A 17979-nucleotide genomic window follows, 5' to 3' on the forward strand; every position below is an offset into this window, starting at 1 on the left:
CCCGCGGTCAGGAGTGCACGAGCAGCGGGACCAGCTGCTCGTCCGCGGTGAAGGACCCGTGCTGTCCGGGGAACGACGACAGGTACGGCTCGGCCTCCGAGCGCACCACCGCGGCCGTCCCGCGCAGCGCCACGACGACGTCCCCGATCCGGTCCCGCACCCGCTCGCCGACCGGGCCGAACCAGCCCTCGGCGACCGCCTCGTCCCGGGACGCCACCCACGCGTCCTCGCCGAGGACCGCCCGCCAGGCGGCCAGCACGTCGCCGGCAGCGCCCGGCTCGGTGTAGACGTGCCGGGCCCGAGGATCACCCCCGAGCAGGGCGACGCCCGACCGCAGCTCGGGCCGCTCGTCGGCGTCGACGAGCCGGTCCACGGTGACCATCCCGTGGTCGCCGGTGACGGCCAGCAGCGTCCCGGCGGGCAATGCCTCGACCAGCATCCCGAGCAGCGCGTCGATCTGGCGCAGCTGCCAGCGCCAGGCCGGGGTGCCCGGGCCGTACACGTGCCCGAGGGCGTCGAGATCGGCGTGGTAGCCGTAGACCAGCCGCGGGCCCGGCCCGGCCGCGCCGTCCACGATCTCCGCGGCGAGGTCGCCCAGCGCCGCCACCCCGCGGTACTCCCCGCCGCGCAGCCCGGACCGGGTCAGCCCGGACGTGCGGAACGCCCGTGGCGACACCGTCCGCACCGCGACGCCCGCCGCCGCGGCCCGCTCCAGCGCGGTCGGCTCCGGCTGCACCCGCTCGGGGACGAGGTCGTCGCGGCGGTCCTTCCGGGCGACCGACCAGCCCAGCGCGTCGAGCAGCTCGCCGCCGACCCGGAACGACAGCCCCAGCGTCCCGTGCGCGCCCGGGGGCAGGCCGGTCCCGAGCGAGGTGAGGCTGATCGGGGTGGTCGACGGGAACCCCACGGTCAAGGGTCCCGCGTCGGCGAGGCCGGCGAGGACCGGGGCGTCGGCGGCGTGCGCGCGGAGCAGCTCGTGGCCCAGCCCGTCGACCAGCAGCAGGACGGCTGCCCGTGCGGGTGGCAGCGCGAACGCCGGCGGCCGTTCGTCGAGCGGCGAGCCGATCGCGTGCAGCAGGGCGGGGAGGACGTCGGCCAGCGTCGCGGTGCCGTAGCGGGGCAGGAGATCCGGCATGACGACGAGTGTGCCGCCCGGACGGGACGACGGTCCGGGGAGTATCGACTCGGTGGCGGCGGGGATGGAACGCTCGGCCGGTGACCACCGCCGCCCGCTCCGAGACCACGCCCCCCGGTGCCCCCGCCGAGGGAGGCGGGCCCGCGGACCGGCGTCTCCCGGACGGGTTCCGGGTGCTGCTCGACCGGCGGACCCGGCGGATCGACGGCGGCGCGGCGCTGCTCGGCGGCGCCCCGCCCCGGCTGGTGCACCTGTCGGCGCGGGCCCGGGAGCTGCTGCCCCCGCCGGGCGGGATCCTGGAGGTCGCCTCGCCGACGCACCGGGCGCTCGCCCGGACCCTGCTCGACGCGGGTCTCGCCCACCCCGTCGCCGGGGCCGGCCCGGCGTCCGGGGGGCACACGGCGGCCGCGGTGACCGTCGTCGTCCCCGTGAAGGACCGGCCGCTGGACCGGTTGCTCGCCGCGCTCGGTCCGGTCGGTGCAGGTCCGGGGGCACCCGGCGGGCTGGTCGTCGTCGACGACGGGTCGACGGAGCCCGGTCCGCTGCGGCGCGACGTCGAGGCCGCGGGCGGGCGGGTCGTCCGGCACGCCACGCCGCAGGGCCCCGCCGCCGCCCGCAACGCCGGCCTCGCGGCGGCCCGCACCCCGTTCGTCGTGTTCGTCGACTCCGACGTCGTCCCCGAGCCGGGCTGGCTGGAACCGCTGCTCGCGCACCTGGCCGATCCCGCGGTCGGGCTCGTCGCCCCGCGGATCGTCGCGCTCGACCCCGAGCGCGGCTCCGGCCTGCGCGGGACGGTCGGGCGCTACGAGGCCGTCCGGTCGTCGCTGGACCTGGGGCCGGACCCGGCGCTGGTCGTGCCCCGCTCGCGGGTCGCCTACGTGCCGAGCGCGGCGATGCTCGTGCGGGCCGAGGCGGTCGCGGGTGCCGGTGGGGCGTTCGATCCGGACATGCACGTCGCCGAGGACGTCGACCTGGTGCTGCGGCTGCACCGCGCGGGCTGGGCGATGCGCTTCGAACCGCAGTCACGGGTCGCCCACGACCACCGCACGCGTCCGGGGGAGTGGCTGCGCCGCAAGGCCTTCTACGGCACCGGCGCGGCCCCGCTGGCGCAGCGGCACCCGGGCGCGGTCCCGCCGGTGGTGCTCTCGCCCTGGACGGCCGCGGTGTGCCTGCTGCTGCTCGCCCAGCGTCGCGGGGCGACGGCCGTCGCGGGCGTCGTGACGGTGCTGGCCACCGAGCGGCTGTCCCGGAAGCTGACCCGGCTGGACCTTCCGCGGCGCAGCGCCGCCCGGCTCACCGGGCTCGGGCTGTGGGCCGCGCTGGCGCAGACGGCGTCGGCGCTGACCCGGCACTTCTGGCCGGTCGCCGCGCTCGCGCTGCCGTTCTCGGCGCGCGCCCGCCGGGCCGTGGCGGTGGCGGCACTGGCGGAGGGCGTCGCGGACTGGTGGACGCACCGTGACCGCGACCCGCGCGTGCGGGTGCCGTTCGCCCTGCACCTGGTCGCACACCGGCTCGACGACCTGGCCTACGGGGCCGGTCTCTGGTGGGGCGCGTGGCGCAGGCGGACCACCGCTCCGCTGCGCCCGGCGGGCCCCGGCTCCCGCCGATGAGGCCCCGGCTTCCGGGGCGGTGACCTAGGTTAGGCTGACCTGACTCGTCAAGACCGGACCACTCCGTCCGGGTTGGTCTGAACGAGTGATTTGTGTTGTGTCACGGATCCGTGTCTGCGGTCCGTTCCGATGATCCACCCCGCGGTTGCGGACAGCGGCTCCGAGTGGCCCCGGTCACGCCCCCGACACGCCGCACGGCCGGCCGTCGGGCCCGCTCCGTTCTTCTTGCCACCCAGGAAGATCGGGAGTGTGATGTGGGCGCTGCCACACGACACGGTGTCGGCAGCCAGGCGCGCCACCGTCGGTCGCGACCGCAGCGGCGCACCTCGAACGAAGTCCCCGGTAGACCCCGCGCGGCCCAGTGCGGGTCGCGTACGAGGAGTGAGAGTTCATGACAGAGGTCCGGGTCACCGTCGACGGCGTGAACTACGCCGACGACGTCGAGCCCCGCATGTTGCTCGCGCAGTACCTGAGGGAGACGCTGGGCAAGACGGGGACGCTGATCGGCTGCGACACCAGCAACTGTGGTGCCTGCACCGTCCATCTGAACGGGCAGAGCGTGAAGTCCTGTTCGGTCCTCGCCGTCCAGGCCGACGGCAGCGAGGTCACCACCATCGAGGGCCTCGCCCGGGACGGGAACCTGCACCCGGTGCAGGAGGCGTTCCGCGAGTGCCACGGCCTGCAGTGCGGCTACTGCACGCCGGGAATGATCATGGCCGCGGTGGACCTGCTCGGGGACAACCCCGACCCGTCCGAGGACGAGGTCCGTGAGGGCATCGAGGGCAACCTCTGCCGCTGCACGGGCTACCAGAACATCGTGCGGGCGGTGCAGAGCGCGGCGCAGACCATGAAGCCGGGCGCCGCGCAGCCGGCCGGCCAGAGCGCCGCCCCGGTCGCGGGAGGGAACTGAGTTGACGCCGACCGCCGAACCCACCACCACCGGCGAGATCGGCAGGGCCCGGGTCCGCAAGGAGGACCAGCGCCTGATCACCGGCCGGTCCCGCTATACCGACTCGATCACCCCGCCGGGGACCGTGCACATCGCCGTCGTCCGCTCGACGATCGCGCGCGCCACGATCACCTCCATCGACAAGTCCGAGGCCGAGAAGGCCCCGGGCGTCTTCGGCGTCTACACCGCGGCCGACCTGGGTGCCGAGGAGGTCGGCATGCCCTGCGCATGGCCGATCACCCCGGACCAGAAGGCCCCGCAGCGTCCCGTGCTCGCCGTCGGGCGGGTCAACTTCTCGGGTGAGGGCGTGGCCGTCGTCGTCGCACGGTCGGCCGCCGCGGCGCGGGACGCCGCCGAGCTCGTCGAGATCGACTACGAGCCGCTCGACCCGGTCCTCGACATGGAGGCCGCCGCCCAGGACGGCGCGGAGCTGGTGCACCCGGACCTCGGCACCAACGTCTCCGCCACCTGGGTCTTCGACTCCGGCGAGGTCGGCACCGGTGCGAGCGTCACCGATGCGATCACGACCGCCGAGGCCGACGACGACCAGATCGTCGTCCGCCGCCGGTTCCGCCAGCAGCGGCTCATCCCGGCGTTCATGGAGCCCCGCTCCTGCGTCGTGGACCCGACCGGCGAGCAGCTGACCATCTGGGCCGCGACCCAGGTACCGCACATCCTCCGCACCATGACCACGGTGACCCTCGGGGTCCCCGAGTCGAAGCTGCGCGTGATCGCCCCGGACGTCGGCGGCGGTTTCGGCGGCAAGATCGGTGTGCTGCCCGAGGAGATGCTCTGCGTGCTGCTCGCGCAGAAGCTGAACAAGCCGGTCAAGTGGACCGAGACCCGCAGCGAGTGCATGCTCACCGCGCACCACGCCCGGGACCAGATCCAGGACCTGGTGATGACCGCCAAGAAGGACGGCACCATCACCGGCTTCGACGTCCACCTCTACGCCGACATGGGCGCCTACCTGGGCCTGGTCGGGCCCGGTGTGCCGATCCTCGGCGCGTTCATGTTCAACGCGATCTACAAGATCCCGGCGCTGCGCTTCACCTGCTCCAACGTCTTCACCAACAAGACGCTCACCGACGCCTACCGCGGCGCCGGCCGTCCGGAGGCCACCTTCGGCATCGAGCGGATGATGGACGAGCTCGCCGTCGAGCTCGGCCGGGACCCGATGGAGCTCCGCGAGCAGAACTGGATCAAGCACGAGGAGTTCCCGTTCGACACCGTCGTGGGCCTGACCTACGACACCGGCAACTACGAGCAGGCCACGCAGCGCGCGATGGCGCTGTTCGACTACGCCGGTCTGCGCCGTGAGCAGGAGGAGCGGCGCAAGTCGGGCGACCCGGTGCAGCTGGGCATCGGCATCTCGACCTTCACCGAGATGTGCGGCCTCGCGCCGTCGCGCGTGCTCGGCTCGCTGGACTACGGCGCCGGCGGCTGGGAGGCCGCGAGCATCCGGATGCTGGCCACCGGCAAGGTCGAGGTCACCACCGGTGCCTCCGCCCACGGCCAGGGCCACGAGACGGCGTTCTCCCAGATCGTCGCGGACAAGCTGGGCGTCGGGTTCGACGACGTCGAGATCCTGCACGGGGACACCCAGGTCGCGCCGAAGGGCCTCGACACCTACGGCTCGCGCTCGCTGGTCGTCGGCGGTGTCGCGATCGTCAACGCGGCCGACAAGGTCATCGAGAAGGCCCGGAAGATCGCCGCGCACCTGCTCGAGGCGTCCGAGGACGACCTCGAGTTCGCGAACGGCCAGTTCACGGTCAAGGGCACCGACAAGGGCAAGGCCATCCAGGAGATCGCGTTCGCCACCTTCATGGCGCACGACTACCCGGAGGGCATGGAGCCGTCGCTGGACTCGGACGCCGTGTTCGACCCGGAGAACTTCTCCTTCCCGCACGGCACGCACCTGTGCGCCATGGAGGTCGACACCGACACCGGCCGGGTCACCCTGCGCAAGTACGTCTGCGTCGACGACATCGGGAACGTCATCAACCCGCTGATCGTCGAGGGCCAGGTGCACGGCGGCCTCGCCCAGGGCATCGCGCAGGCGCTGTTCGAGGAGGCGAACTACGACGACCAGGGCACCCTGGTGAACGCCACGTTCGTCGACTACACGCTGCCGTCGGCGGCGGACCTGCCGAGCTTCACCACCGAGACGGTGTCGACCCCGTCGACCACCAACCCGCTCGGTGTGAAGGGCGTCGGGGAGGCGGGCACCATCGCCTCCACCCCGGCGATCGTCAACGGCGTGCTCGACGCGATCCGGCACCTCGGTGTGGACGAGATCGAGATGCCGACGACGTCGCAGCGGGTCTGGCGCGCGCTGCAGGTCGCGAAGGGCCACGCGGCCCAGGAGACCCCGAGCGACACCCACTCGCCGGGTGCCGGCCTGGGTTCGATCGACCCGAACAACCCCAAGGGAGAGGTCCAGTGATCCCGGCGAAGTTCGACTACGTCCGGCCCGGCTCCGTCGAGGAGGCCGTGACCGCGCTGCAGCAGGCCGGCGAGGACGCCAAGATCCTGGCCGGCGGGCAGAGCCTGCTGCCGGTCCTGCGGCTGCGGATGGCGGCGCCGTCCACGGTCGTCGACCTCGGCGGGATCCCCGAGCTCAAGCGGATCGGCGAGGACGACCAGTACGTCATGGTCGGCGCGATGGCCACGCACCACGAGGTCATGCGCAACGACCTGGTCAAGAAGCACGTCGAGCTGATCTCGCAGGCCACCGAGACGGTCGCGGACCCGCAGGTCCGGCACCGCGGCACGCTGGGCGGCGCGCTCGCGCACGCCGACCCGGCGGGTGACCTGGGTGCCGCGGCGCTCGCCCTGGACGCCGAGTTCGTCATCCTCGGGCAGGGCGGGACCCGGCTGGTGCCTGCCACGGAGTTCTTCCAGGACTACTTCACCACCGCGATCGGCGAGGGCGAGATCCTCACCATGATCCGGTTCCCGAAGTACACCGGCTGGAAGACGCACTACGAGAAGTTCAACCGGGTCGCGCAGGCGTGGTCGATGGTGGCCGTCGCCGTCGCGCTCAAGGTGGACGGCGGCACCATCTCGGAGGCCCGGGTGGGCCTGACGAACATGGGCAACGTCCCGATCCGGGCGACCGGTGTCGAGCGGGCGCTGGTGGGGCAGGCGGCAGGTCCGGACGTCGCGAAGGCGGCAGCCGGACACGCCACCGAGGGCACCTCCGCTCCGAGTGACGCGGACGCCGCGGCCGACTACCGTGAGCACCTGGCGAAGGTGCTCACCGGGCGGGCCGTGCTGGCCGCCGCCGGCTGAGGACCGACGAAGCTCGGGAAGGGGCGCCTGTCCGGGACCTCCCGGACGGGCGCCCCTGTCGTTTCCCGCCTGACTGGAGGCAGTGAGAGAAGATGCAGCTGGAGAACAAGTTCACGATCGCGGCGCCGATCGAGGACGCCTGGAAGGCGCTCAACGACCCGGAGCTCATCGCGCCGTGCTTCCCGGGGGCCACCCTCACCGAGTACGAGGGTGACTCGTTCCAGGGCACGGTGAAGGTCAAGCTCGGCCCGATCTCGTTGACCTACAAGGGCAAGGGCACCTACGTCGAGCGCGACGACGCCAACCACAAGGTCGTCATCGACGCGTCCGGCCGCGACGCCCGCGGCAACGGCACCGCGAAGGCGATCGTGACCGGGACGATGGTCGCCGACGGCCCGGACAAGACCTCGGTCACGATGGTCACCGACATGACCGTCACCGGCCGGCCGGCGCAGTTCGGCCGCGGGGTCATCTCCGACGTCGCCGACAAGATCATCGGTCAGTTCTCGTCGTGCGTGGCGGACAAGCTGACCGGCGGCGGCGCGTCGTCGAACGGCGCGGGGCCGAAGCACGCGGCCGACGAGACCGGCCCGATCCCGGCCGTCCCGCCGGGCCCGGGTGAGCAGGCGAAGGCGGCCTCGCCGGCGCCCGTGGCCCGCCCGCAGAGCAACCCGGTCGAGGCCATCGACCTGCTCGACTCGGCAGGCGCCCCGGTGCTCAAGCGGCTCGCGCCGGTGCTGGGCGGGCTCGGCCTGCTCGCGCTGATCTTCCTGATCGTCCGGCGGGCCCGTAGCGGCGGCTCGGAGGACTGAGTCCTCGCACGCCTCCGACGACGCACGCGGGCCGGTTCCCCCACGGGGACCGGCCCGCGCTGCGTCGGTACCCGGGTGTGCGGCTGCGCGGGGCCGGGCGTCCGGGGAGGATGGTGCGGTGCGCGCGGGAACGGGCAACGGACTGACCGACGTGACCGGGCTGCGGGTCGGGCACGCCGCCCTGACCGGGCCGGGCGCCCGGAGCGGCAGCACCGTGGTGCTCGCGCCGCCCGGCGGGGCGGTGGCCGGGGCGGACGTCCGCGGGGCCGCGCCCGGGACGCGCGAGACCGACCTGCTGCTGCCGACCGCCACCGTGCAGCGGGTGCACGCGATCACGTTGTCCGGTGGGAGCGCGTTCGGCCTCGACGCGGCGTCCGGTGTGATGGCCCGCCTGGAACGCGACGGCGAGGGCTTCCCGGTGCCGGGCGCGGTGGTCCCGATCGTCCCGGCGGCGGTGGTCTTCGACCTCGGACGCGGTGGTGACCCGGCCGCCCGGCCGACCGCGGAGACCGGCGCGGCCGCCTACGACGCCGCCCACGACGGCCCGGTCGGGCAGGGCTCGGTCGGTGCCGGGACGGGGGCCGTGGCGGGTGGCCTGCGCGGCGGGATCGGCACGGCGTCCGCGGTCCTCGGCTCCGGCGCGACCGTCGCCGCGCTGGTGGTGCTGAACTCGGCGGGGACGGCGGTGGACCCGGCGACCGGCGTCCCGTTCGGTGCCCGCTACGGGCTGCCCGGCGAGTTCCCCGGGGCCCCGGCCCCCGCGGACCGTGTCGCCGAGCTGTACGAGGGGCACGTCAACCCGCTCGGCACGGCGACCACGCTGGTGGTGCTCGCGACCGACGCCGCACTGGACAAGCCGGGCTGCACCCGGCTCGCGACGATGGCGCACGACGGCCTCGCCCGCTCCATCCATCCCGTGCACACCCTCCGGGACGGCGACTGCGCGTTCGGCCTGGCGACCGGCACCGGCCCGGCACCCGACGTGGCCGGGACCTTCGAGCTGCAGGCCGCGGCGGCCGACGTCACGGCGCGGGCCGTCGTGCACGCCCTGCTCGCGGCGGAGGCGGCACCGGACCGGCCGTCGTACTCGTCGCTGGTGGCCGGATGAGCGAGCCCAACCCCTGGCTGGGCCGGCCGCGCCCGGCCCGCCCGGAGCCGGCGCCCGACCCGGACGAGATCCGGCTGGTGGGCGGTGAACGACGTCGTCCGCGGGGTGCACGTGCGGGCGTTCGACCACGGCTGGACGGTGTCGACCGTCAGCGGCCACATCACGCTGTGCCACACGCTCGCCGAGCTGCTCGACGTCGTCGCGGCACCGGAGGACCGGGTGATGCTGCGGGCGACCGCGCTGGCCGCCGCCGACCGGACCGCCGGGGCGTCCTGACGGTCCGCCCCGGCCACGTGCCGGATCAGTCGTCGTCCCGGTCGTCGTGCCGGTCGTCGTCGTGGCGGTCGTCGCGGTCGACGTCGTGGTCGAGGACGGCGCCGGTCGCGGCGTCGACGTCGACGTCGTGCTCGGTGCCGCCGTCCCGGATCTCGATCTCCCAGTGGTCGCGGTCGTCGTGCCGGTCGTCGCGGTCGTCGCGGTCGTCGTCGCGGTCGTCGTCGGCGCGGTCGAACTCGACGTCGGTGACCCGGCCCGCCCCGGCGGCGTCGAGGGCGATGCGCTCCGCGGCCGCACGGTCGACGGCGGCGCCGGCCGGGGCCCGCTCCGCGGCGGGGACGGGGAGCTCGGGCGGGACGACACCCGTCGTCGGGGCGGGACCACCGGACGACGCCGGGGCGACCGCGGCGACCGGCTGCGCGGTGAGCTCGGTGGGTCCGCCGTGCCCGAGCGCGAGGGCGGTGCCCCCGCCGACGAGCAGCAGACCGGTGGCGGCGACGGCGGCGACGGTGAGCGGGGTACGCATCGTGGATCTTCCTCCGGGACGTTCTCGCTGGTCCGGGGCGGTGTGCCCCGGTGACTGGTGAGAACTCTGCCGACCGGCGCACCAAGAGCGCGCTGTGCGATCCCTAAGGCGTCGTTAGGGATCTGCGGGTCCGAACTACAGTCGTCCGGGTGTCGACCATCAGCCCGGACGAGGGAGTGGCGCGCCGGCTGAAGGCCCTGGCCTGCACGGCGCCGCTGCACGACCTCGACGCCCGCAAGGGCCGCCTCGAGTGGGACGCCGTCGGCTACCAGATGGCGGAGATCGGGCTGCAGGCGATCGACCAGGTCACGCTGGCCATGGACTTCGACCACGGCGCCGACCACCCGGAGGTCGTGCGGCGGCTGCTGCCGTTCGTCGCCGCCCAGGTGCCGGACGCGCCGCGGTCCGAGCACGCCAGGGTCGCGCAGTGGGTGATCGACAACCTGGTCAACGTCGGCAGCATCGACCGCGGGTTCGCCGTGGAGTACGGCGCCACCGACGCCGACGGCCGCTACGTGCGCCGCAGGTTCGACTTCAAGCTGCTCGTCGAGGTCGCCGCGCCGGACGGCGGGGTGTACCTGCGCGCGTCCGACGAGGCGATCAACGTGCTGGTCGGGGCGCTGGACACCGACGTGGAGTCCGCCCAGGAGGCGGCCGAGACCAAGCTGGAGACGCTGATCGTCCGGGGCAGGCTCGGCGACGCGCGCCTCGCCGCGGAGCAGGCCCGCTACCGCACCGTGCAGTACGCGGAGTCGCTGCGGCGCAAGCTCGAGGCCACCCGCCGCGACGTACGCTCGGTGGACTGGCTGGACGCCGTCCCGCAGCTGCTGAACGAGGCACTGACCCACATCGAGGCCCGGTACCGCGCCGAGACGGTGATCAAGGCGAACATCGCCGACGCCCGCGACGAGGCGGCCGAGCCGGAGCGGCGGCGCCAGGCCGCGGAGCTCGTCGCCGTCGTGGACGACTGCATCCAGCGCCACACCCAGCTGCAGGCGAGGCTGCAGGAGGCGGGCGCCGCCTTCCGGGCCGAGCAGGACCGCCAGCAGTTCTCCGGGAAACCGAAGCGGGCCTCGGTCGACGTGTTCGGGCAGCTGCTGCGCCCGTCGCTGGGGCTCACCGTCGGCGCCGCGCACGATCCGGCGACCGCGTGGTTCACCGCGGGCACCGGGGTGCGGAACCCGTCGGTGCCGAGCCTCGGCGGGCTGGTCGAGACGTTGCTGACGCCGCCGACCGACCGCGACCCGTTCGGTTCCGAGGTCCCCGCGCCGGAGCTCGCGCCGCAGCCGCGGGAACGGTTCGGCGTGGACACCTGGGCCGGCACCGACGCCGTCCTGCCGCAGGAGGCCGAGCACCCGGTGCGGCTGTCCGAGGCGCTGGCCAGGGCCCGCGCCGCGGGGCCCGACCTGCCGCAGCTCGTCGCGCTGCGCGCCGTGCACGCGCTGGGCACGGCGATCGGCACCGCCCGCACCCAGGGCGACCCGTCCGTGCTGATCGCGGTCGACGACGGGACCGTGCTGGACGACCCGGAGTTCGGCGGCGCGGACCTGCTGCTGGCCGTGGCCGGCGTCGAGGGGGAGAAGCGATGAGCGACGTCGAGACGGCCGCCCGGCTCGTCGCGTTCGGGATGCGGCCCAAGGCGCTGCCCGGCCGCGACCCCGACTATGCCGACCTGGTCCGCCGCTACCGCGAGGACGACGACTTCCGCACCACCGTGCAGCGGGTCGCGTCCGGGCTGGGGCTGGTCGTGCTGACCGTCGACGCTGCGCCGGGCATCGTCCTCGCCGCGACCGAGGGCTCGGTCTTCGAGATCCGGATGGACGAGTACGCGCGCCGCACCGCGCTGGCGAACCGGCAGGCGGACAAGGTGCTGCACGGCATCGCGCACCTCGCCGTCGCCGCGCTGGCGTTCCCGCGTCCCGACGACCTCGGCGACGACTCGTACGTCGGCCGCGTCTCGGTGGAGCTGGTCGACGGCGCCGTCCGCGAGGCGTGCCGGGCGCTGAACGAGCGGGCCGCGGGCCCGGCCGACCCCGAGTCGGACGCGCCGCAGCTCGAGGAGGTCTGGCGGGTGTGGCTGCGCCGTCCCGAGGCGACGGCGACGAAGGACGGCCGGGCCGGCGAGTCCACCACCCGCGGGATCGTCGGGAAGGCGCTCCGGTTCCTCGCCGACCAGGGCTTCCTGGTGCCGGTCGGTGCCGAGGGCGCCTTCCGGACGACGCCGCGCTACCAGGTGCAGGTCCGTGAGCTGGCCGCGCAGCGCGCGTTCGACGAGCTGCTGTCGCTCGGGGTGCTCCCGGCCGGTGCCGCGGCGGGGACGCTGGTGGCGGAGCCGGCCGGGAACGGTGTGGTCGACGGGCCGGGCGCCGGGGGCACCTCCTCGGAGACCGCTGCCTGGGGAAGCGATTCCGTGGAGGGTGAGGCGGGTGGCGCTGCGGTGTCGGGCCCGTCGGGTGCCGGTTCCGGCGACATCGCTGCCTGGGGAAGCGATTCCGCAGAAGGCGATGCGGGCGGTGCCCCGGCGTCCGGCCCGCCGGACACGGGTTCCGGGGACGAGCCGGCGGACCGGCCGGAGGAGCGCCATGTATGAGCTGACCCGCGTCCGTCTCTTCTCGGTCGGCCCCACCGCCGCCCGCTACCAGGACGTCTCGCTCGACCTGCGCGGCGTCGGGCGCCCGGTGAAGGTGGCGGTGCAGGAGGACCTGTTCGCGCCGGACGCGCTCGACCGCACGACCCCGCGGCGGCCGTCGCCGGCGTCGGTGCTGTTCCTGGAGAACGGCGGCGGCAAGTCCGTCCTGCTCAAGCTGATCTTCTCGGTGCTGCTGCCGGGGCGCCGCCAGGTCGTGGGCACGACGAGCACGACGGTCCTGGAGAACTTCGTGCTCGCCGAGGACGTCGCGCACGTCGTCTGCGAGTGGATGCACGTCGGGACCGGCGCGCTGCTGGTCACCGGCAAGGCGTCGGAGTGGCGCGGGCACGTGGCGTCGTCGGACCCGGAGAAGCTGGCCGACGCCTGGTACGCGTTCCGTCCCGCGCCCGGGTTCGGTCTCGACGACCTGCCCTTCACCCACGACCGGAAGCGGATCACCCTCGCGTCGTTCCGGGAGCGGCTGCACGCCGCCCACCGCGACCATCCCGGCATCGAGCTGGCCTGGGAGACCGGGCACCGGGACTGGACCCGGCACCTCGTCGAGATCGGGCTGGACCCCGAGCTGTTCCGCTACCAGCGGGCGATGAACGCCGGCGAGGGCGAGGCCGCGGAGGCGTTCTCGTTCTCCAGCGACGAGGCGTTCGTCGACTTCCTGCTCCGTGCGGTGCTGGACCCGGAGGAACCGCAGAACGTCGCCGAGCTCGTCGCCGGCTACGCCGACCGGCTGGCGCAGCGGGAGGAGCTGGAATCGGAGCGCGAGTTCGTCGACGGCACGCTGTCCCGGCTGGAGCCGATGGTGGAGGCCGAGGAGACGGCGGCGGCCGCGCGGTCGGCGGAGGACACGGCCCGCGCTGCGCTGCGCACGACGGCCGAGGGCATCGCCGCCCGGCGGGTCGCGGAGTCGACCCGCGCGGAGACGACCCGGACCACCGTCACGGAGGCCGTCGCGGCCGAGCAGGAGGCCGCGGCCTCGTCGGAACGGTTGCAGGACACCGTCGGCGAGCTGCGCCGGCTGACCGCGGAGCTCGCGGTGCGGGCCGCGGAGGAGACCGCCGCGACGGCGACGCGGGAGCGTGACGAGGCCGCGTCCGTGTCGTCGGCCCGCGACGCGGTCGAGCCGGTGCTCGCCCACCGCGTCGCCGCGGCCGAGGCCGCGCGGCTGCGCAGCCGCGTCGACGAGGAGGAGCAGAAGGCCCGTCCGGCCCTGCAGGCCCGCCAGGACGCCGCCCGCGAGCTGTCCGCCGCGCTGCTGCGGACCGCCGGTGAGGCCGACGCCGCGGCGGAGGCAGCGGAGGAGACCCGGTCGGCCGCCGACGACCGGGCCACCGAGGCCCGCTCCGAGCAGGTCGCCCGCGCGGCCGACGCCGCACGCGCCGAGAGCGCGGTCTCGCAGGCCGAGGAGTCCCTCGCCGACCTGGACCGGCGGGTCGCCGCCGCCGTGAAGGCCGGTCACCTGAAGGCCGGGTCCGGGCCCGACGACGTCGAGCACGAGGCCCCCGCCGCGGAGCGGGACGCCGCTGCGACCGCGACGGCGCTGGCCGACGCCGACACCGCCGCCTCCGGGATCCGCGACGAGCGCCGGGCCGCCGAGGCGCGCCGCACCGCCGCCCAGGACGCCGCGGCCACCGCCCGGGCCGCCGCGGCGTCGGCGGAGACCGCGCGGGCCGGCGCCGCAGCCGAGAGCGACGACCTGGCGGGCGAGCCCCGCCCGGCCGAGCTGCTCGGTGTCGAGACGGTCCGGGCCGCCGCGGATGCCGGCCTCGTCGTCGAGACGATCACCGCCGCCGTCCGGGGCGCGGAGCGCGAGCGGACCTCGCTGCTCGGCGACCAGCGCCGGGACGAGCGCGCACTGCACGCCCTCGGCGACGGTGGGCTGCTCCCGGACCCGCAGGAGATCGAGTCCGTGCTGGAGGTGCTGGAGAAGGCCGGCATCACCGCCTGGTCCGGTCGCCGGTACATCGCGACGCTCCCGGCCGCGGACCGCGCGACCGTGCTGGAGCGGCTGCCGCACCTGGCCGGCGGGATCCTCCTCAACGACGCCGCCGACGCCGCGCGCGCCCGCACCGAGCTCGACGAGGCCCGGCTGCTCCCGGCGTCGCTCGTCGCGGTGGGCTCCACCGCCGCGGTGGACGCCGCGACGGACGCGGCACCGGGGATCGAGCTCGTCGTCCCGCCGAACCCGGCGCTGCACGACGAGGACGCCGCCGAGGAGGTCCGGCTCCGGCTGGTCGCCGAGACCACCGACCGGTCCGCGCGGATCGCCGCGCTCGAGGAGACGCTCGACTCGGACCGCCGGCTGCGGGACCGGTTCGCGGCGCTGCGGGACCGCCGTCCCACCGTCGACGAGCTGACCGACGCGGCGGCCGGCGCCGAACGGGAGCGCGACGAGGCCGTCCGCGCCTACCAGGAGACCGTCGCCGAGGTGGCCGCGCTGGACGAGCGCGCCGACCGGCTCACCACCGACCGGCCCGGCCTGGAGCGCACCGCGGCCGACGCCCGTCGCCGTGCCGAGGCGCTCGCCGCGCTCCGTGACGAGCTCGCCCGGCGGCCCGGTGTGGAGGAACGCCGCCGGACCGGGACCGCGGACGCGGCCCGGCTGCGCGACGAGGCGGAGACCGCGGGCGAGAGCGCGACCCGGGCCGGACGCGAGGCTGCGGCCGCGCAGCAGACCCGGGACCGGCAGAAGAGCATCGCGGCGAACGCGCGGGACGAGGCCGCCGGCCTGCCGCTGGAGGAGGCCCCCGACCCGGCCGGTGCGCCGGACACCTCGCTGGCCGAGCTGCGGGACGTCTTCCAGCGCGCCCGCGACGCCTACGCCTCGGCCGCCGTCGACACCGACCTGCGCGGGTCGCTGGAGCGGGCCGAGGCCGACGCCGCGTCGAAGCGGGTCACCGTCGACGGGCTGCCGCGCTCGGTGGTGGAGGCCGCGACGGCGTTCCTGCACACCCCCGACGGCGCCGACGCGGCGAGCCGCCGGGCCGCCGCCGAGCAGGCCCGGGAGGCCTACGAGCAGGCCGAGGAGCGCAGGCAGAAGGCCAACACCGAGGTCGAGGTGCTCCGCCGCGAGCTGGCCTCGCAGCCCGCAGGCGAGCGCCCGATCGACCCGTACGAGCCGCCCCGCGACGTCGAGCACGGCCGCGAGCTGGTGGCCCGGGCGTCGGCGGAGCTCGACGCGGCCGGCACCGAGCTGGAGCGGACCCGGCGGGCCCGGCAGGCCGCCGAGGAGACCCACCGCGACGCCGAGGACGCGTCCCGCGGGTTCGCCCGGATCGTCGAGGGCCTGGAGGAGACGCCGGAGGCGGGCGGGCTCCCGTTCGAGGGCGACGTCGACGAGGCCGTCGCCACCCTGAAACGGCACCAGGCCCGGGTGCGCGACGCGGTCGCCGAGCGCGGCCGCGCCGACCGCCGGGTGCGCGAGGGCGTCGACGCCGTCGCCCGCTTCGCCCAGGACCCGCGGTTCGCGACGCTGTCGTCGCCGGTGCACCGCCACATCGGCGGGGTGGACCGCGCCGAGATGCCCGGTCTGGCCCGGGAGTGGATCGACGCGCTGCGCCCGCGGCTGCGCTCGCTCGACGACGATCTCGGCAACATCGAGCGGCACCGCTCCGGCATCGTGACGCGGCTGTCCGGGATGGTCGGCGAGGCGCTGCGGATGGTGCGGCTCGCGCAGAAGGTCTCGCAGCTCCCGGACGGCCTCGGTGACTGGTCCGGCCAGCAGTTCCTGCGGATCCGGTTCGAGGAGCTCCCCGACACCGCGCTGCGGCACGAGCTGGGGATCGTCGTCGACCGGACGGCGGAGGCGGCCGCGGCCAAGTCGGGCCGCCCGGCCCGCGACCGGCGCGACGGCATGTCGATGCTGCTGCGCGGGGTGCGGGCGGCGATGCCGAAGGGCGTCCGGGTGGAGATGCTCAAGCCGGACGCCGTGCTCCGCACCGAGCGGCTGCGGGTCTCCGCGATCAAGGACGTCTTCTCCGGCGGGCAGCAGCTGACGGCCGCGATCGTCCTGTACTGCACGATGGCCGCGCTCCGGGCGCACCAGCGCGGGCACGGGCGTCGTGCGCACGCCGGGGTGCTGTTCCTGGACAACCCGATCGGACGGGCGTCGGCGGGATACCTGCTGGAGCTGCAGTTCGGTGTCGCGCAGGCGCTGGGGGTGCAGCTCGTCTACACCACAGGCCTGTTCGACGCGGGCGCCCTGTCCGGGTTCCCGCTGCTCATCCGGCTCCGCAACGACGCCGACCTGCGCGCGGGCCGGAAGTACCTCTCGGTCGACGAGCGGGTGACGCGGTCGGTGCCGGACGGCGACGAGGGCGGCGGCCGGATCAGCGCGGCCCGCGTCTACCGGCGCGCCGACGCGCCCACCGATCCGGGTACGGAGACGGTCCCGGCCACGGGCCCCGAGCCGGGTGAGGACGCCGGGCCGCGGACCGGCAGCGGAGCCGGCCCGGACGGCGTCGACGCGGCGGGTCCCGCCGGGTCCCCGGGAGCGGGCGACCGGCCCGGCACGGGCGACGTCACCGGCCCGGTTCAGGAGTGACCGGTCCCGAGGCCGGTCCCGTCGCGGTGCGGCTGGCGGAGCTGCTGCGGGCCACCGGACGGACCCGGCTCGCACGGGCCGCGGTCCAGCGCGCCCACCTCGAGGCCGACCCGTCGTCGGTGGGGACCGCGGGGGCGCGTCGTGGCCTGGCTGCGGCACTCGACGAGCTGGCGGCCGCCGGTGTGCTGGTCCCGACCCGGGAGACCGACGACGGCGTCCCGCCGCTGCCGAAGTCGGTGAAGCTGCTCCGGCCCGGCGCAGTGGGCCCGGTGGCCGCGGGACCGGGCGGGCGCGGCGTCCCGTGGCACGCCGAGCTCGCCTGGGCCGCGGACCTCCCGCACCCGCCGCCGGTGCTGCGCCGGGTCAGCGACTGGCTCTTCGCCGGTGGGACCCGGGCGGTGGAGGTCCCGCTCCGCGAACGCGCGCTGGAGATCACCGGTGACGAGAAGGCGTTCGACGGGAGGCTGCCCGGCCGGCTCGACCTGGCGACGCTGCGCGCCCGGCGGGTGGTCCCGCCGCTGCATGTCGAGTCGCTGCCCGCCGGGGGCACGGTGCTGCTGGTGGTCGAGAACGCCGACACCGCGGACTCGCTGGTCCGGGCCCTGCGTGACGATCCCGGCCCGGTCGCCGGTGTCGCGTGGGGGGCGGGGAACGCGTTCACGGCGTCGGTGCTGCGTCTGCGCGACGACCCGCCCGCGGCGATCCGGTACTTCGGTGATCTCGACGCCGCCGGCCTGCGGATCCCGCGCCGGGCCTCCGAGCTCGCCGTGGCGGAGGGGCTGCCGGAGGTGCGTCCGGCGACCGGGCTGTACCGGGCGCTGCTGGAACACGGGGTGCCCGCACCGTCCGCGCGGATCGACCACTCCGACGTGGACTGGCTCGATCCCGGTCTGCGCGGCCCGGTCCGGGAGCTGTTCGCGTCCGGGATGAGGCTGGCCCAGGAGGCGGTCGGGCACCGTGTCCTGTCCGCAGGCCGGGACTGGCGCACCGGCCTCCCCCCGACCTGACCACCCCGCCCCGCCCCGCCCGGACCCGAGTTCGCACGGGTTCGCTCTCTTCACACGGGATCGGACCCCGTGCGA

General features: G+C 75.5%; 12 protein-coding genes and 1 pseudogene. 11 read left to right on the plus strand and 2 right to left on the minus strand.

The genetic code is table 11. The annotated features are described in order from the left end of the window. Nucleotides 1-7: 7 nt before the first annotated feature. Nucleotides 8-1135, minus strand: a complete 1128-nt coding sequence (locus AD017_RS16145) for an alkaline phosphatase family protein (RefSeq protein ID WP_010223831.1) — start codon at nucleotides 1133-1135, stop codon at nucleotides 8-10. Nucleotides 1136-1215: 80 nt separating this feature from the next. Here AD017_RS16145 and mftF point away from each other — a divergent pair, with 80 nt between their 5' ends. The 7 genes from mftF (at nucleotide 1216) to AD017_RS35355 (ending at nucleotide 9184) form a co-directional block, all read left to right on the plus strand. Next, nucleotides 1216-2745: a mycofactocin biosynthesis glycosyltransferase MftF gene (gene mftF, locus AD017_RS16150; RefSeq protein WP_145982516.1), complete on the plus strand. Its 1530-nt coding sequence runs from the start codon at nucleotides 1216-1218 to the stop codon at nucleotides 2743-2745. A gap of 391 nt (nucleotides 2746-3136) precedes the next feature. Next, on the plus strand, nucleotides 3137-3655 hold the full coding sequence (locus AD017_RS16155) for a (2Fe-2S)-binding protein (protein ID WP_010232655.1): 519 nt from the start codon (nucleotides 3137-3139) through the stop codon (nucleotides 3653-3655). A 1-nt stretch (nucleotide 3656) separates the two neighbouring features. Beyond that, complete coding sequence (locus tag AD017_RS16160; RefSeq protein ID WP_060574735.1) at nucleotides 3657-6140, plus strand: xanthine dehydrogenase family protein molybdopterin-binding subunit; 2484 nt, start codon at nucleotides 3657-3659, stop codon at nucleotides 6138-6140. Then, nucleotides 6137-6988, plus strand: coding sequence for a xanthine dehydrogenase family protein subunit M (locus AD017_RS16165; protein ID WP_010232657.1), 852 nt, complete (start codon nucleotides 6137-6139; stop codon nucleotides 6986-6988). The genes AD017_RS16160 and AD017_RS16165 overlap by 4 nt, the downstream gene beginning before the upstream one ends. Before the next feature lie 92 nt (nucleotides 6989-7080). Next, nucleotides 7081-7800, plus strand: coding sequence for an SRPBCC family protein (locus AD017_RS16170; protein ID WP_060574736.1), 720 nt, complete (start codon nucleotides 7081-7083; stop codon nucleotides 7798-7800). Nucleotides 7801-7918: 118 nt separating this feature from the next. Then, nucleotides 7919-8908 carry a P1 family peptidase gene (locus AD017_RS16175; protein WP_060574737.1) on the plus strand — a complete coding sequence of 330 codons (990 nt, stop codon included), beginning with the start codon at nucleotides 7919-7921 and terminating at the stop codon, nucleotides 8906-8908. Nucleotides 8909-8992: 84 nt separating this feature from the next. Then, nucleotides 8993-9184, plus strand: coding sequence for a hypothetical protein (locus AD017_RS35355; RefSeq protein ID WP_060574738.1), 192 nt, complete (start codon nucleotides 8993-8995; stop codon nucleotides 9182-9184). Nucleotides 9185-9209: 25 nt separating this feature from the next. On the opposite strand, the gene AD017_RS16185 is transcribed toward AD017_RS35355, so the two are convergent. After that, on the minus strand, nucleotides 9210-9710 hold the full coding sequence (locus AD017_RS16185) for a PepSY domain-containing protein (protein ID WP_060574739.1): 501 nt from the start codon (nucleotides 9708-9710) through the stop codon (nucleotides 9210-9212). A gap of 149 nt (nucleotides 9711-9859) precedes the next feature. On the opposite strand from AD017_RS16185, the gene AD017_RS16190 reads away from it, so the two are divergent. The 4 genes and pseudogenes from AD017_RS16190 to AD017_RS16205 all read left to right on the plus strand — a co-directional run bounded on the left by AD017_RS16190 (nucleotide 9860) and on the right by AD017_RS16205 (nucleotide 17904). Next, nucleotides 9860-11299 carry a hypothetical protein gene (locus AD017_RS16190; protein ID WP_060574740.1) on the plus strand — a complete coding sequence of 480 codons (1440 nt, stop codon included), beginning with the start codon at nucleotides 9860-9862 and terminating at the stop codon, nucleotides 11297-11299. Then, nucleotides 11296-12039, plus strand: a pseudogene (locus AD017_RS16195) (hypothetical protein); the annotation flags it as partial. The gene AD017_RS16190 and the pseudogene AD017_RS16195, both read left to right, overlap by 4 nt. Before the next feature lie 253 nt (nucleotides 12040-12292). Next, the gene (locus AD017_RS16200) at nucleotides 12293-16897 is read left to right on the plus strand and encodes a hypothetical protein (protein WP_060574741.1); all 4605 of its coding nucleotides are present in this window, start codon (nucleotides 12293-12295) and stop codon (nucleotides 16895-16897) included. Then, nucleotides 16894-17904: a DUF2399 domain-containing protein gene (locus tag AD017_RS16205; protein ID WP_060574742.1), complete on the plus strand. Its 1011-nt coding sequence runs from the start codon at nucleotides 16894-16896 to the stop codon at nucleotides 17902-17904. The genes AD017_RS16200 and AD017_RS16205 overlap by 4 nt, the downstream gene beginning before the upstream one ends. Nucleotides 17905-17979 lie beyond the last annotated feature (75 nt).

The sequence above is a fragment of the Pseudonocardia sp. EC080619-01 genome (assembly GCF_001420995.1).
Classification (GTDB): Bacteria; Actinomycetota; Actinomycetes; order Mycobacteriales; family Pseudonocardiaceae; genus Pseudonocardia.

What these genes read in the sequence shown, in the direction of transcription:
- AD017_RS16145 (WP_010223831.1), bottom strand. Translation starts at nt 1,135, where the DNA reads ATGCCGGATCTCCTGCCCCGCTACGGCACCGCGACGCTGGCCGACGTC.
- AD017_RS16155 (WP_010232655.1), top strand. Translation starts at nt 3,137, where the DNA reads ATGACAGAGGTCCGGGTCACCGTCGACGGCGTGAACTACGCCGACGAC.
- AD017_RS16170 (WP_060574736.1), top strand. Translation starts at nt 7,081, where the DNA reads ATGCAGCTGGAGAACAAGTTCACGATCGCGGCGCCGATCGAGGACGCC.
- AD017_RS16185 (WP_060574739.1), bottom strand. Translation starts at nt 9,710, where the DNA reads ATGCGTACCCCGCTCACCGTCGCCGCCGTCGCCGCCACCGGTCTGCTG.
- AD017_RS16200 (WP_060574741.1), top strand. Translation starts at nt 12,293, where the DNA reads ATGTATGAGCTGACCCGCGTCCGTCTCTTCTCGGTCGGCCCCACCGCC.